A 13,707-nucleotide genomic window follows, 5' to 3' on the forward strand; every position below is an offset into this window, starting at 1 on the left:
TGCTATTGACAGCTACTTTGTCGCGTTGTGTGTTCAGTTTGGCCGGTACGCCGGAGGTGAGGGAGAGCAGCCTTGGCATTCGCAAGCGCCTTGAAGTGCAGGGAATGCGGCCGTGAGTACCCCACGGACCCGCTCAACGTCTGCGAGTTCTGCTTCGGTCCGCTGGAAGTGTCCTACGACTATGAGGCCATCGCCCGCGTGATCAGCAGGGAGCGCATCCAGAACGGCCCGCTGACCATGTGGCGCTACCAGGACCTGCTCCCCGTGGACGGCGACAACGCGGTCGACCTGCAGACGGGGTTCACTCCGCTGATGAAGGCGCCCAACCTCGGCCGCCTGCTCGGTCTCGACCACCTGTACATCAAAAACGACGCGGTCAACCCCACCAACTCCTTCAAGGACCGCGTGGTCTCCGTCGCCTCCACCAAGGCGCTGGAGTACGAGTTCAAGACGCTAGCCTGCGCCTCGACGGGCAACCTCGCCGGCAGCGTCGCCGCCCACGCCGCGAGGGCCGGCATGAACGCCTACATCTTCATCCCCGCGGACCTCGAGAGGGGCAAGGTTGTCGGCGCCGCCATCTACGGCCCGACCCTCGTGGCCATCAACGGCAGCTACGACGACGTCAACCGCCTCTGCAGCGAGTTGGCCGACACCTACCCGTGGGCCTTCGTGAACATCAACATGCGTCCCTACTACGCCGAGGGCAGCAAGACCCTTGGATACGAGGTCGCGGAGCAACTCGGCTGGCAAGCCCCTGCGCATTGCATCGTGCCCTCGGCCTCCGGCTCCATGTTCACCAAGATATGGAAGGGTCTGAAGGAGTTTGAGGACTTGGAGCTCATCCCAAAGGTCCACACGCACATGCACATGACCCAGGCGGCTGGCTGCGCCCCCATCGCCGAGGCCTACGAGGCTGGCGTGACCCGCGTCCGCCCCGTCAAACCCAATTCCATCGCCAAGTCGCTGGCCATCGGCAACCCGGCCGACGGCTACTACTCGCTCAAGACCATTCAGGAATCGGACGGCGACGCCACAATCGTCCCTGAAGAAGAGGTGGTCGCCGGCATCCAGATGCTCGCGGAGAACGAGGGCATCTTCACGGAGACCGCCGGCGGTGTCGTCATCTCCGGCCTCAAGCGCCTGGTCGAGCGCGGCGCCATCAAGCGCGACGAGGTGACGGTGGCCTACATCACCGGCAACGGCCTCAAGACGCTGGAGGCGGTGGAGGACACCGTCCGATCAGTCACCATCGACCCGACCACGTCGTCCTTCGAAGAGCAAGTGCTGAACGCCTAAAGGGCAGGAGTGGCAAGGCCGCAATGGCGAAACTCAGAGTACGGTTCACCTTCACCCCGGAGCTGATCCAGGAACCGGTCATCTGGCAGCTTGGTCAGAAATTCCCGATTGTGACCAACATCCGGGGTGCCGACGTGCGCCAGGCCTTCGGCTGGGCTCTCCTGGAGTTGGAAGGCGAGGAAGACCAGATCAACCAGGGCATCGAGTGGGTGCGTTCCACCGGCATCGAGGTGGAGCTCGTCACCGGAGACGTAATCGAGTGACCGCAGCTCCAACACAACCAGTCCTTTCCCCCTGAAGGGGAAGGTTAGGATGGGGGCTGCTGGGAATCAGGGTACTGCAAGAGGAGGAAGGCCAATGGGCGTCACAGTGCGGATTCCGGCCCCGCTTCGGCGGGTCACCAACGACCAGGACCGCGTCGAAGTCGACGCGGAGAATCTGGCGGACATGGTCGACGCCATGGAGGAACAGTTCCCCGGCATCAAGGAGCGCCTGATCGACGAGACCGGCGGCCTCCGGCACTTTGTGAACATCTACGTGAACGGCGAGGACGTCCAGTTCCTCCAGGGCCTCGAAACCGCCATCAAGGCCTCGGACGAGGTCAGCATCGTGCCAGCGGTAGCCGGCGGGTAGGCCGGCCCCTTCCCCACCCCCGTCCTTGTAGGAGACGCCACAGAGGTCTGCTGATTATGCAGAGCAATGAAGATACAGCCATAAGGGCGGCGCAAGACCAGAACGCTGCTGCATTTGAGGAACAGCGCGCTGACTTGGAGCTGGAATCCCCTGGCTTGTGGGCCCTCTTTCATAATGGGCGGCTTGTCAACACGTACGATACCCAGCAATTTGCCATAGAAAGCGCAGAGCGACGATTTGGCCCGGGACCGCACTTTGTCACGCAAATTGCTGAGGAACCGGAAGCGGCTCTGGACACCGAAGATCCTGCGGACGAGGAGAAGAGGTCGTTTGCCAGGCTGGCTCTTCGATTCGCCTGGAATACATGTACCTTCATCGGCGCTGTTGCCCTTTGGCTTGCAGACCACATCATTGACCTGATGCCGATGGCGTTTGATGTGTGGCAGCGGATCAAGGGAACTCCCACGCGAGAGAGGCAAGACAAAAACAGGCCTCGTTTTTCCAAGAAGGAGAGGGAGAACTACCTGCACAGCCAAGGAAAGCGATGCATGTACTGCGGGGGCAGGTTTTCCTCGCATTACTACGATGTTGACCATAAGATTCCATGGGCTCGCTCAAGGGACAACAGGCGAAGCAACCTACAGGTTCTTTGTACTCCCTGCAATCGCCGCAAGGGTGACCAATACGATGACGACTTTAGAAAGCGCTATGCCAGTGTCTTTCCGTCCCGCCGCAAGACTCCTCCAAATCCGCCGATCCCGCAACGTAAGTTTGACGCAGTTACAAGGGCAACCAACAGAACGCGGCGCGCGCACGCAGGGAGTGGGATGCCCGTCGTAACGCGACAACAGAAAATCTTGGGTGTCAGTTTCTTCCTTGGCATTTTTTCTTTCGGCTTGTCCCTTGTGGTCCTGCAGGAGTTGGGGGTCACTTGGGACGGAATGGGGATACCGACTGCTGTGGTTGGTCTCTTCGTTGGGGGTGGGTTGTATCTGAGGGCGTGGTTGACGGGAAGGCTCTACAGCTAGCTATAATGTGACCCCCCCCACCCCTACCCACCGGCCCCTCCCCGCGCTATCCTGACCCGCAATCGACCCCGCGACGTTGGAGGCAGCCATGGCCCGTCTGGCGATTTCCGCCGACTCCCACATCCTCGAGCCCCGTGACGTGTTCGCGGGCCTCGCCGAGCGCTTCGGTGACCGTGCCCCCCGCGTCGTTCGTGACGAGGGCGTGGGCGACTTCATCGAGATCCCGGCCACCGGCACCCGCCTCAACGCTGCCATCGGCGGCGTCGGGCGCCTCGGCATCGCCGGCATGAGCCTCGACGACCCCGAGACCCACCGCATCATCGCCCTCGGCTACGACGGCCTCCGCCCCGCCCTTAAGGACCCCGTCGAGCGCATGAAAGAGATGGACGGCGACGGCGTCTGGGGCGAGGTCATTTTCCCCAGCCTCTTCATGCGCCTCTTCGGCACCCGGGACGCCGAGGTCCTTGCCGCCGCGTTCCAGAACTACAACGACTTCCTCTGGGACTTCTGCAACACCGTCCCCAACCGGCTGCGTGGCCTCGCCCTGCTGGTCATGCACGACCCCGCGGCCGCGCACCTCGAGATCCAGCGCGTCATCGCCAAGGGCTACGTCGGCGTCTGCATTCCCTGCGCCGCCCCACACGGCACGCGCTACTCGGACCCCGTCTACGACCCCATCTGGGCAACCGCGCAGGAGGCCGGGGTCACCGTCAACATGCACATCTTCACGGACGGCCACGCCGCGAACACCGGCCTGACCGGGGCGGACCTCATCCAGGCCTACGCCAGCGCCCCCAACGTTATCCAGTTCACCCTGTCGGACCTCATCGCGGGCGGGGTGGCCCATCGGTTCCCCGACCTCAGGTTCGTGGCCGCCGAGTTCAACACCGGCTGGATAGCCAACTGGCTCGAACGCATGGACCACTCAGTCTACCGCAGCCGCCGCTCCGTGCCCGACTACCTCGACCTGAAGCCCAGCGAGTATTGGCGGCGGCAGTTCTTCGCCACCTTTGAAGACGACCGGCCGGGCATGCTCACCCGAGAGGCCATCGGCGTCGAGACCCTCATGTGGGGCTCAGACTTCCCGCACCACGACTCCGTCTGGCCGCACTCGCAGGAAGCCCTGGACATGGTCTTCGAGGGCATGCCGGACGACGTCCGTCGCACCACTACCGTCGACAACGTCGCCAAGCTCTACGGCCTGTCGGTTCCCGAATGATCTACCGCATCGTCATGCTCGGGCTCATATTCATTGTGGTGCCGGGCTTGGCGATATTTTGGGCGTACCTCGCAATGAGGGGATGACGAGACGTTTGTTGTGGCCTGCGCCGGTGGAGTGACAGGCCAACTTGATTGCGGATTGTAGCTGCCCCTATAATGGCGGATAGGCCAATTCCCGGATTGGAAGGAGATTGTTATGGCGCCTACACCTTTAGCCTGGTTCCGCGGAGAGTTTGTTCCCGCGTCAGAGGCCAAGGTCGGCGTCATGACCCACGCCCTCCACTACGGCACCGCATGCTTCGAGGGTATCCGTTGCAACTGGAACGAGGAAGAAGAGAAGCTCCTCATCTTCCGCCCGCTCGAGCACTACCAGCGACTGGTCAATGGCGCCAAGGTGTTGCGTATGGAGCTGCCCATGTCGGCGGAGGATCTGGTGAAGCTCACCGTCGACCTGGTGGAACGAACGGGCTACCGTGAAGACATGTACATCCGCCCCCTCGCCTTCAAGAGCGCGGAGCGCGTCGCGAACTTGAAGCTTCATGAGCTCGACGATGGGTTGACGATAATAGCCGTGCCCTTCGGCCAGTACATCGATGTGCAGGTCGCGCGCTGCGTGACGGCCAGCTGGCGCCGTATCGACGAAACGATGATGCCCCCGCGCGTGAAGTTGAGCGCCACCTACGTCAACAGCATCCTCGCCAAGACCGACGCCGTCTTGTCCGGCTTCGACGAGGCCATCCTCCTCAACTACGACGGCAAGGTGGCCGAGGGCAGCGGCGAGAATCTTTTCGTTGTGAAGGACGGCGAGTTGGTCACCCCCCCATTGACGGCCAACATCCTCCCCGGCATAACGCGTTCATGCATCATGCAGATCGCCCGCGAGGAGCTTGAGATCGACACCGTCGAACGGCCCATCGGTCGCGCCGAGCTCTACCTTGCGGATGAGGTGTTCCTCACCGGCACGGCCGCCCACGTCACGCCCATGGGGGAGCTCGATCACCGGCCCATCGCCGACGGTCACATTGGCCCCATCACCCAAGCGCTGCAGGAGGTCTACTTCAAGGCCATCCGGGGGCAGATGCCGAAATACCGCCACTGGTGTGTTGAGGCGGTCCCGGCGCCCCTGGCGAAGGTCTAAGGCCGCCGAGCAGCTGCCGCGTCAGACCGGAGCGCCGACTGTGGATGACCTCTCCCGAGACTACGTCATCTGGGTCTTTCTCGCGGCCACCGGCGTTATCCAGATAGCCGCTGCGCACGCCGGCCTGACCAAACTGCTCTTCATTCGCGCCAAACCTTGGGCATGTGCCCTTGGCCTTCTTCTTGTCGCCGCAGGCTTTGTATGGTTCTTCCGCGACGGCGCCCGCCACATCCCCGATACAGGCAACGGCATCAACGGCAACGAGCAGGCCGCCCGATTCACTCTCACATGTCTCGCTGTCGGGGCCTTCACCTTCACCCTCTCCTCGCTCTTGAACTGCCGGGGCGGGGAGGAGGCGACGCCGCCAAACGCCGAGGGGTTTGAGGCCCTCCGCCATCGGACGTACGCGCAGGCGGTGGCGGACAGCATGAAGCTGCTCTGGGACGAGGGTCGCCGGTGGATGCGGCGATAGTCCGCTGGCTCAACGGCGGTGTCGGAGCTGTGCCGCCCTTCGATGACATCGTCCGCATCATCGTGGGCGACTACTTCTGCCCGGTGGTGCTCTCCCTGCTGCTCTTTGGCGCGTGGTTCGGTGCGAGGACTGCGGTGTCGCGCATGGTGCATCAGAAGGCCTGCCTGTCGGCGCTGATCGCCATGGCGTTCGGCAACTGGGCGGTGGAAATCTTGGACGAGCTCGTCGCCCGGCCGCGGCCCTTCGTGGAGGAGAACCTGCAACTCCTCTTCTACACCCCAAGCGACCCATCGTTCCCGTCCAACCCTGCGGTGGTTGGGATGGCGTTCGCGGCGGGGCTGTGGACGGCCAACCGCCGGCTCGGGTACGTGGCTTTCGGCGTGGCGACGGCCTGGTCTGTGTCGCGAGTCTACGCCGGTGTGTCCTATCCCACAGACGTCCTGGCGGGCGTTGCCATTGCCCTCGCCATCACGGCGATTGTCGTATGGGTCGTGCGCCGCATTGAGCCCGCGCCGACGCTGCTGCTGCGCGTGGCCCAGCGCTTCCATCTGGCGTAGCCGCCTGGTAGCTAGGGGAGAACGTTACGCGACAGCCCGGTCGGACTCGATGGCGGGAATGGCGGCAGCGTAGCGGCGGGCAAGGGTTCCCAGAAATGCCCTCATCGCCGGACTGTAAAGTCGGCCGCGGCGGATCATGACAGATGTCGGTAGCGCCACCTCGTGGCCCTCCTGTATCTTCGCTTGGGCCAGCGCGCCGGTCTCGACCTCCCGCGTTATGCCGTGTACTGGCAGGAACGAAACGCCGAGCCCCCGCTCGATCATGCGCTTTGTCGCCTCGATGCTGTCCAGCACCATGCCCACGTTCGGAATGATGCCCGCCTCGCGGCATACACGGTCGATCAGCTGGAAGTAGGACGATTCGCGGTCGTAGAGGATAAGCGGCTCCTTGGCTACGTCGTAGATGCTCACCTCTCCATGAGCCGCAAAGGGGTGCTGCGGGTGGATGGTAAGCGCCAACTCCTCGTTGTAGAGGTTGACGGCAAGCACGTCTGGGTGCCGGAGCGTCCGGGCGAGGCCCACTTGGACCTCCTCGTCCGCCACCATCTTGAGCACCTCGGAGGACCTGCCTGTGCGGATATGGACCTCGATGCCCGGGTACTCCGTGCGGAACTGCGCCAGGATCTCGGGCAGCACGTACGCGCCAATGGCCCGCGCCGTGCCGACCAGCAATGTGCCGCTGGTGGCCGCCTGCAGGGCGTTCAATGTTGAGCGTCCTTGTTCGAGGGTTTCGAGCGCCCGCTGCGCGTACGGAAGGAACGACTTGCCCGCTTCAGTCAGCCGAACACCACGGCCCATGCGGTGGAAGAGCGTGGCCTTTAACTCCGTTTCCAGCGCCTGAATGCGAGCGCTCAATGACGGTTGAGTGAGGATGAGCGATTGCGCCGCGCGGACAAAGCTCCCACGCTCCGCAGCCGCGATAAACGCCTTTAGTTGAGCTATTTCCACCTGTACCCTCCAGACTATCCGGCAGCCGCTACGAAATGGACAGAAAATATTCCTTCTGCAATTATAATTGACTATAGCTCCTATAGAAAGACTCTGTAACGGAAATGCAGGGTGTCAGGTTTGCGCCACAGGCTAACCGCTATCCCGTGTAGGTGACGCCATCGAGGGAGCAGTGTGGCGAAAGGGCGCACCGGTGCAGCATCACGTGCAGCACCGGCTCACCGCTGCGAACTGCGCGATGCGGCCCGCTCGCCATGGGTAGGGCGAGTGCCCGGCACACGCTTGTCCATGATGCCGTGTCCGCAGGCGACAGTCCCCAGTCCCGCAGTCGGGGGCCATCGACTGTAGTTCCCGCAGATCGAGCAAAACGTCGTCATACGCCTTCTGTGTGGCCGCTAGACGTTCGGCCAGTCGGGAGACGTCGAGGGTGTCGTGGGAGGGCGCAGAGGCCGCCGCGTACTCCGACTGTAGCGCGGCCATCGACGCTTCCATCTCGGCCAGCCGGAGTTCCAGCGCCTTGGTGCGCCTGTGGAGTCCCTTGGGGGCTGAGTGTCCCGACATCTGCTATTCCCCTGCAAGTTTGACGCCTACGGTAGCACAACGTCATGGCTGACACACGGCGCATTGACACACGGCGCCTCGCAATGGCACCATCCCAGCATCCTGCGAGCGCCCAACCGCGCGAGAAAGCGACTGCCCATGGCCAAACACGGCTTCTCGGTCATGGACTCCGACATGCACATCGTGGAGCCCAATGACCTGTTTGAGCGCTACCTTGATGCCCCCTACAGCCACCAGGCGCCCAAGATCACCCGCGTGCGCGGCCAGAGGGTGGGCATCTTCCTCTTCCAGGGGCATGCCTTCCCGACGGTCGATGTGGAGCACCCTGTGCGCAACGTCGGCATGGCCAGCCGCGCCGACGCCGCCTCCAAGCCCATGCGCGACAAAGGGTACTCCGGCGAATCCCAGCTTGAAGCTATGGACATGGAGGGCATCGACATCGCCATCATGTTCCCCACCGTCGCCCTCTACATCCCCAACGGCATGGATGACGTGGATCCCGGCCTCTCCGCCGCCGTGTGCCGCGCCTACAACAACTGGCTCTACGACTTCTGCCAGGCCGACCCGGCCCGCATGAAGGTCTGCGCCATGCTCCCCCAGCACGACACCGGCGAGGCAGTCAAGGAGGCGGAGCGCGCGGTCAAGGAGCTCGGCGCGGTGGGCGTCTACATGCGCCCCAACTTCGTCAACGGCCGGACGCTGCACAGCGGCTACTGGCACCCGCTCTGGAGCACGCTGCAGGAGCTCGACGTCCCTGTCGGATTCCACGAGGGCACCGGCTCCGTCTACTTCCAGGACGGGTCCGAGTTCGGCGACAACCGTCTCATGCGCCATGCCGCCTCGCACCCCATCGGCATGATGAAGGCCGTGATGAGCATGGTTTGCGGAGGCGTGTTCGAACTTTTCCCGCGCCTGCGGGCTGCCTACCTCGAGGCTAATGCCGGCTGGGTTCCCTTTTGGCTTGCGCGAATGGATCGCGACTACGAGCTCTACGGCGAGTGGGACGCCCGAATCCTCACTCGCAAGCCCAGCGACTATTTCCGCTCAAACTGCTACGTCGGCACCGAGGCCGACGAGGCCGAGCTCAAGTACACCATCGACGCCTTTGGCGACGCCAACATCGTATTCTCGACCGACTACCCTCACCACGACTCGGAGTTCCCCTACGCAACCGATGAGTTCCTCAAGATGCCGGACGTGAACAACGAGAGCAAGAAGCGCATCCTGTGGGAGAACTGCTCGCGGTTGTACAACATCGGCTAAAGCGAAACGCCAACGCCAGAGGGTCTGGTATCATGGGCAGGCTCGCCAGGCGGTGAGTCCGCAAGAGAAGGAGGCAACATGGCCCAACAGGCGCTCCTCAGCCCGGAAGCGGTTATTGAGGAGTTCAACAAGAATGGCGTGACCCACGTCGTATACCTGCCCGACAGCGAGACAAACTGGATGTACCAGCTCATGGAGGCGGACCCCTCATTGGACCTGATCCCGGTTTCCAGGGAAGGCGAGAGCATCGCGATTGCGGCTGGGATCATCGCTGGGGGAAAGAAGCCCGTGGTGCTCATCCAGAACACCGGCATGTTTGAGTCTGGTGACTCCATTCGCGGCCTCGCCCAGGACTGCGAAATCCCCGTGGTGATGCTCATCGGCTACCGCGGTTGGACCCGGCACGGGCCAACCCCGGACTCGGCGGCACGTCTCACCGAGCCGACGCTGCGTGCTTGGAACGTGCCCTACTACCTTGTAGAGCATGACGGTGATGCTGACCGCATCTCCGCCGCCTTCGAGCAAGCCGCCCGCACCAGCGGCCCCATCGCCGTTCTTGTGGGCGACGAGTACCACGGCTTCAATCGGTAACACAGCGAGGAGTTGACATGATTAACCAGGTAGACCTTATGGCCGTGGTGGAGAAGCACCGGGACAACGGAATTGTGGTGCCCACCATGACCGGTAGCCGTGGCTGGAACGAGGTCAGCAACGACAAGGACCGCGACATACCCATTGGCGGTGCCATGGGCAAGGCATCCTCCTTCGCACTGGGACTGGCATTGGCGCAGCCGGACACCAGGGTCATCGTCTTTGACGGCGATGGCAGCCTGTTAATGAACCTTGGGACCCTGGTAACCATTGCGGAGAAGTCGCCCAAGAACCTCTACCACTTCGTCTTGGAGAACGGCGTGTATGCGGTGACCGGAGGCCAGCCCATCCCCGGCGCCAACAAGCTCTCCTTCGCGGGCATGGCCCGCGAGGCAGGCTACGCAGCCGCTTTCGAGTTCGACGATCTGGAAGACTTCGCGTCCCGCGCGGACGAGGTGCTTGAGATTGAGGGGCCCGTGTTCATCTGCTTCAAGACCACTCCTGAGGTGCAGAATGAGCCCATCGGCCTGCGTCCGGCGTCGGGGCTGAAGCCAACGCGCGTGGCAATCAAGGACGTGATGGCAAGCCTCGGCGTCTAGGCCAACTGACTCGTGAAGAGTTCTGCTGCCCCCTCCAAGTGCGCCGGACCACTCTGATGGCCGGCGAACTGGAAGGGGCAGTATAGTTGAAAGAGGAACATCATGGCTGACTCGAACTTGAAAGGGAACATCATCCCCGGCATGCGTTACCGCGACGCGCCCGCAGCCATCGACTGGCTCTGTGACATCCTCGGCTTCCAGCGCCATCTCGTCGTGCCCAACGAAGACGGCACGATCGCACACGCGCAGCTGACGCTGGGCAACGGCATGATCATGCTGGGTTCGTCCCAGGGGAGCGAGTTCGATGGTGTTGTCGGCCCGTCCTCCCCGGATGGCACGCTGACGCAGGCCGCTTACATCGTGGTGCAGGACATCAAGGCGCTCTACGAGAGTGTGAAGGCCGCCGGTGCCGACATCGTCATGGAGCTGGACGAGCAGCACTACGGCGGCAGCCTCTTCGCCGTCCGCGACCCCGAAGGCCAGCTCTGGAACGTCGGCAGCTACGATCCATGGGCCGAGTGGAGCGGCGCCAGCTAGGGCAGGTCCAGCTCAAAGGCCCGGTGCAGCGCCCGCACGGCATCTGCGCTCTGGCTGTCTGACACGATGCAGGTGATGCGGATCTCCGACGTCGTGATCATCTCTATGTTCACGCCCGCCTCCGCCAGCGCGCGGAACATCGTCGAGGCGTAGCCCGGCGAGTTCTGCATCCCTGTGCCCACCACGCTCACCTTCGCCAGCGCATCGTCGTGGCTCACACCCCTTGCGCCGATCTCCTCTGCCACGGGCCGCACAAGCGGCAAAGTCTTCTCCACATCCGTCCGCGCGACCGTGAACGAGAGGTCCGTCAAGTTGTCCACGCTGGTGTTCTGCACAATGGTGTCGACGCTGACTCCCGCCTGCGCGAGCGGCTCAAAGAATGCCGCCGCGATGCCGGGTCGGTCTGGCACCCCGAGCACCGTCACCTTTGCCACGTTCGTATCGCTCGCCACACCGCGGACCTTGCTGCGGACCTCCATGTCTGCCTCCCGGTGAATGAGGGTTCCCGGGGCCTCGCTGAACGTCGAGGCCACCAGGATCGGAATGTTGTACAGCTCGCCGAGCTCAATGGAACGCGGCTGCATCTTCGCGCCGCTCGCCGCCAGCTCCAGCATCTCCTCGTAGTCAATCTCATCCAGCTTGCGCGCCTCCGCGACGATGCGAGGGTCGGCCGTGAAGATCCCCTCCACGTCCGTGTAGATCTCGCATCGCTCCGCGCCCAGCGCCGCCGCCAGTGCGACGGCCGTCGTGTCGGAGCCGCCGCGGCCCAGTGTCGTGACCTCTTGCTCCTCTGTAACCCCTTGAAAGCCGCAGACCACGGCAACGCGGCCCGCGTCCAGTTCGGCCCGGATGCGGTCGGGCGCCACTTCGGCGATGCGCGCCTTGCCGTGGAGCGCCTCCGTCTGAATGCCCGCCTGCAGCCCTGTGAGGCTCACTGCCGGGCAATCCATGTCGTTGAGCGCCATAGCCACGAGCGCGCACGAAACGATCTCACCGGTGGACAGCAGCAGGTCCACCTCGCGCTCCACTGGCGCCTTGGCCACGCTCCGCGACAGCGCCAGCAGGTCGTCCGTGGAGTCACCCATGGCCGAGCACACCACCACGACGCCGGTGTCGCCGCTTCGCGACGCCGCAATCCGCCGCGCAACACCCCGTACCTTCTCAGGGTCAGCCAGGGAACTCCCCCCGTATTTCTGTACGATGACTGCCATTCCCAACTCTTCTCTGACTGTGTTCTTCTGTTCTTCGTCGACGCTACCCCGCGGACACCACGTGCGCCCCCTGCGGGCTCACCTTCGTCACCTTCACGTCGCCCGGCACACCGGCTTTGTCAGCCATGTCCGCCATCTCGTACCCGACCGTCATCTCCCGGTCGACGGTCAGCGCAAGAATCGTCGAACCGGCGCCCGACAGGAACGCCCCGACGGCCCCGGCGTCCAGCGCCGCGCGAATGATCCGCGCCATCGCCGGGAAGAGCACGCCTCGAGCGGGCTGATGCAGCCGGTCCTGCGTCGCCGTGCGCAGCAACGAGACATCGCCCATCGAGAGGGCGTTCACCAGTAGCGCGGCCCGGCCCATGTTGAACACCGCGTCGGCCCGGCTAACGGTCGGCCCGAGCAACCCCCGCGCCTGTTGCGTTGGCATCTGCTGCGATGGGATGTATAGCACCGCCCATAGGTCGCTCGCCAGCGGCACCGCGGAGGTCACCAGAGCATCGCCGTCCTGCACAACTATCTGGCACCCGCCCAGCAGCGCGGGAGTCACGTTGTCCGGGTGCCCCTCAATCTCGACGGCCAGCGCCAGCACTTCATCCTGCGTCAATGGGTTCTCGCAGAGCGCATTCGCCGCCACAAGCCCGCCGACCGCCGCCGCGGAACTGCTGCCGAGCCCCCTGCCCAGCGGGACAGCGTTGTCGCACGTCAGCGAGAGCTGCGGTGTCGGCTTGCCGATCGCGCGGAAGAGCGACTCGGCGGCACGAATCACAAGATTGTCCCGCCCGAGGTTCAGTGACCCCTCGCCCTCGCCGGACACCCTGACACCGGAGCTCCCGGCCTCGAGCCGCACCGTGTTCCAGATGTCCAGTGCCATGCCAAGACAGTCGAACCCGGGACCCAGGTTCGCTGTCGTTGCAGGCACCCGCACTTCCGCGTAGGACAACACCCGCTCGTTCCCTCCATGGTGTTTGACTTGAGCCGCACTCACCCCTCATGTAGATCGAGGACTGCGGCAAGGCGGAGTCTACTTGCGCCGCTTGGCGAGCTCCGCCCACACGTCACGAGGCGAGACGTCGGCAGCAGCCAGCATCGTCAGCGTGTGGTAGAGCAGGTCAGCAACCTCTCCCGCCAGCGCTTCCTTCTCGCCCTGAACAGCGGCGATGGCCGACTCGCCCGCCTCCTCCACCACCTTCTGCGCAACACGGCCGACGCCGGACTGAAGCAGCTTGGCCGTGTAGCTTTCGGCGGTGGGGTTCGCCTGACGGTCCTTGATGACAGCAAACAGCTCCTCCAGTACGCCGACGTTCGCATCGCTCGCCTCGTACGAAGGATCCGTGTCCAGGTCGTTGAAGAAGCACGAAACGGCGCCCGTGTGACAGGCGGGCCCAACGGGATCGACCTTCATCAGCAGCGTGTCGCCGTCGCAATCAACGTGCAGCGACTTCACGCGCAGGTAGTTGCCGGACTCCTCGCCCTTGTGCCAGAGCGACTGTCGACTTCGGCTGTAGAACCACGCATCGCCGTCCTGCAGCGTCCGCGCCAGCGACTCCGCCGAGACGTACGCCAGCATCAGTACTTCGCCCGTCTCGTGGTGCTGCGCGATGGCGGGGATGAGGCCGTTCTCGTTGCGCTTAAGCGGCATGGGCATC

Annotated in this window: 17 protein-coding genes; 12 read left to right on the forward strand and 5 right to left on the reverse strand. The window is 63.8% G+C overall.

Going from position 1 to position 13,707, the window contains the following annotated elements; translation table 11 throughout:
- Positions 1-72 precede the first annotated feature (72 nt).
- The 8 genes from thrC (at position 73) to OXC99_03310 (ending at position 6,345) form a co-directional block, all read left to right on the forward strand.
- Positions 73-1,296 carry a threonine synthase gene (gene thrC, locus OXC99_03275; protein MCY4624008.1) on the forward strand — a complete coding sequence of 408 codons (1,224 nt, stop codon included), beginning with the start codon at positions 73-75 and terminating at the stop codon, positions 1,294-1,296.
- A 23-nt stretch (positions 1,297-1,319) separates the two neighbouring features.
- Positions 1,320-1,559, forward strand: coding sequence for an NIL domain-containing protein (locus tag OXC99_03280; protein ID MCY4624009.1), 240 nt, complete (start codon positions 1,320-1,322; stop codon positions 1,557-1,559).
- 94 nt (positions 1,560-1,653) lie between these two features.
- Positions 1,654-1,929: a MoaD family protein gene (locus OXC99_03285; protein ID MCY4624010.1), complete on the forward strand. Its 276-nt coding sequence runs from the start codon at positions 1,654-1,656 to the stop codon at positions 1,927-1,929.
- A gap of 56 nt (positions 1,930-1,985) precedes the next feature.
- Positions 1,986-2,957, forward strand: coding sequence for an HNH endonuclease (locus OXC99_03290; protein MCY4624011.1), 972 nt, complete (start codon positions 1,986-1,988; stop codon positions 2,955-2,957).
- Between the two features lie 88 nt (positions 2,958-3,045).
- Positions 3,046-4,176, forward strand: a complete 1,131-nt coding sequence (locus OXC99_03295) for an amidohydrolase family protein (protein ID MCY4624012.1) — start codon at positions 3,046-3,048, stop codon at positions 4,174-4,176.
- A 198-nt stretch (positions 4,177-4,374) separates the two neighbouring features.
- Positions 4,375-5,316 carry a branched-chain amino acid transaminase gene (locus OXC99_03300; protein ID MCY4624013.1) on the forward strand — a complete coding sequence of 314 codons (942 nt, stop codon included), beginning with the start codon at positions 4,375-4,377 and terminating at the stop codon, positions 5,314-5,316.
- A gap of 40 nt (positions 5,317-5,356) precedes the next feature.
- The gene (locus tag OXC99_03305; protein ID MCY4624014.1) at positions 5,357-5,788 is read left to right on the forward strand and encodes a hypothetical protein; all 432 of its coding nucleotides are present in this window, start codon (positions 5,357-5,359) and stop codon (positions 5,786-5,788) included.
- Positions 5,773-6,345 (forward strand): phosphatase PAP2 family protein, encoded by a 573-nt coding sequence (locus OXC99_03310; GenBank protein ID MCY4624015.1) that lies wholly within the window; start codon positions 5,773-5,775, stop codon positions 6,343-6,345. Before OXC99_03305 ends, OXC99_03310 begins: the two co-directional genes overlap by 16 nt.
- Positions 6,346-6,369: 24 nt before the next feature.
- On the opposite strand, the gene OXC99_03315 is transcribed toward OXC99_03310, so the two are convergent.
- Both OXC99_03315 and OXC99_03320 read right to left on the reverse strand, forming a co-directional pair.
- The gene (locus tag OXC99_03315; protein ID MCY4624016.1) at positions 6,370-7,293 is read right to left on the reverse strand and encodes a LysR family transcriptional regulator; all 924 of its coding nucleotides are present in this window, start codon (positions 7,291-7,293) and stop codon (positions 6,370-6,372) included.
- A 201-nt stretch (positions 7,294-7,494) separates the two neighbouring features.
- Complete coding sequence (locus OXC99_03320) at positions 7,495-7,854, reverse strand: hypothetical protein (protein ID MCY4624017.1); 360 nt, start codon at positions 7,852-7,854, stop codon at positions 7,495-7,497.
- Positions 7,855-7,992: 138 nt separating this feature from the next.
- Between OXC99_03320 and OXC99_03325 the strand changes: the two genes are divergently transcribed.
- The 4 genes from OXC99_03325 to OXC99_03340 all read left to right on the forward strand — a co-directional run bounded on the left by OXC99_03325 (position 7,993) and on the right by OXC99_03340 (position 10,844).
- The gene (locus tag OXC99_03325) at positions 7,993-9,117 is read left to right on the forward strand and encodes an amidohydrolase family protein (GenBank protein ID MCY4624018.1); all 1,125 of its coding nucleotides are present in this window, start codon (positions 7,993-7,995) and stop codon (positions 9,115-9,117) included.
- Positions 9,118-9,195: 78 nt separating this feature from the next.
- Positions 9,196-9,708 carry a thiamine pyrophosphate-binding protein gene (locus OXC99_03330; GenBank protein MCY4624019.1) on the forward strand — a complete coding sequence of 171 codons (513 nt, stop codon included), beginning with the start codon at positions 9,196-9,198 and terminating at the stop codon, positions 9,706-9,708.
- A gap of 17 nt (positions 9,709-9,725) precedes the next feature.
- Positions 9,726-10,307: a thiamine pyrophosphate-dependent enzyme gene (locus tag OXC99_03335; protein ID MCY4624020.1), complete on the forward strand. Its 582-nt coding sequence runs from the start codon at positions 9,726-9,728 to the stop codon at positions 10,305-10,307.
- 102 nt (positions 10,308-10,409) lie between these two features.
- Positions 10,410-10,844, forward strand: a complete 435-nt coding sequence (locus OXC99_03340; GenBank protein MCY4624021.1) for a VOC family protein — start codon at positions 10,410-10,412, stop codon at positions 10,842-10,844.
- Here the strand turns inward: OXC99_03340 and OXC99_03345 are convergent.
- The 3 genes from OXC99_03345 to hisIE form a co-directional block, all read right to left on the reverse strand.
- On the reverse strand, positions 10,841-12,055 hold the full coding sequence (locus tag OXC99_03345) for an aspartate kinase (GenBank protein MCY4624022.1): 1,215 nt from the start codon (positions 12,053-12,055) through the stop codon (positions 10,841-10,843). The genes OXC99_03340 and OXC99_03345 overlap by 4 nt on opposite strands.
- Positions 12,056-12,098: 43 nt before the next feature.
- Entirely contained in the window at positions 12,099-12,980 is an 882-nt protein-coding gene (thrB, locus tag OXC99_03350; protein MCY4624023.1) for a homoserine kinase, read from the reverse strand.
- Positions 12,981-13,082: 102 nt separating this feature from the next.
- Positions 13,083-13,706: a bifunctional phosphoribosyl-AMP cyclohydrolase/phosphoribosyl-ATP diphosphatase HisIE gene (gene hisIE / locus OXC99_03355; GenBank protein ID MCY4624024.1), complete on the reverse strand. Its 624-nt coding sequence runs from the start codon at positions 13,704-13,706 to the stop codon at positions 13,083-13,085.
- Position 13,707: the final 1 nt, after the last annotated feature.

The organism is Chloroflexota bacterium (assembly GCA_026713825.1).
Taxonomy (GTDB): domain Bacteria; phylum Chloroflexota; class Dehalococcoidia; order Lucifugimonadales; family UBA1127; genus UBA1127.

What these genes read in the sequence shown, in the direction of transcription:
- OXC99_03280 (MCY4624009.1), top strand. Translation starts at nt 1,320, where the DNA reads ATGGCGAAACTCAGAGTACGGTTCACCTTCACCCCGGAGCTGATCCAG.
- OXC99_03285 (MCY4624010.1), top strand. Translation starts at nt 1,654, where the DNA reads ATGGGCGTCACAGTGCGGATTCCGGCCCCGCTTCGGCGGGTCACCAAC.
- OXC99_03290 (MCY4624011.1), top strand. Translation starts at nt 1,986, where the DNA reads ATGCAGAGCAATGAAGATACAGCCATAAGGGCGGCGCAAGACCAGAAC.
- OXC99_03295 (MCY4624012.1), top strand. Translation starts at nt 3,046, where the DNA reads ATGGCCCGTCTGGCGATTTCCGCCGACTCCCACATCCTCGAGCCCCGT.
- OXC99_03300 (MCY4624013.1), top strand. Translation starts at nt 4,375, where the DNA reads ATGGCGCCTACACCTTTAGCCTGGTTCCGCGGAGAGTTTGTTCCCGCG.
- OXC99_03320 (MCY4624017.1), bottom strand. Translation starts at nt 7,854, where the DNA reads ATGTCGGGACACTCAGCCCCCAAGGGACTCCACAGGCGCACCAAGGCG.
- OXC99_03325 (MCY4624018.1), top strand. Translation starts at nt 7,993, where the DNA reads ATGGCCAAACACGGCTTCTCGGTCATGGACTCCGACATGCACATCGTG.
- OXC99_03330 (MCY4624019.1), top strand. Translation starts at nt 9,196, where the DNA reads ATGGCCCAACAGGCGCTCCTCAGCCCGGAAGCGGTTATTGAGGAGTTC.
- OXC99_03335 (MCY4624020.1), top strand. Translation starts at nt 9,726, where the DNA reads ATGATTAACCAGGTAGACCTTATGGCCGTGGTGGAGAAGCACCGGGAC.
- OXC99_03340 (MCY4624021.1), top strand. Translation starts at nt 10,410, where the DNA reads ATGGCTGACTCGAACTTGAAAGGGAACATCATCCCCGGCATGCGTTAC.
- OXC99_03345 (MCY4624022.1), bottom strand. Translation starts at nt 12,055, where the DNA reads ATGGCAGTCATCGTACAGAAATACGGGGGGAGTTCCCTGGCTGACCCT.
- hisIE (MCY4624024.1), bottom strand. Translation starts at nt 13,706, where the DNA reads ATGCCCATGCCGCTTAAGCGCAACGAGAACGGCCTCATCCCCGCCATC.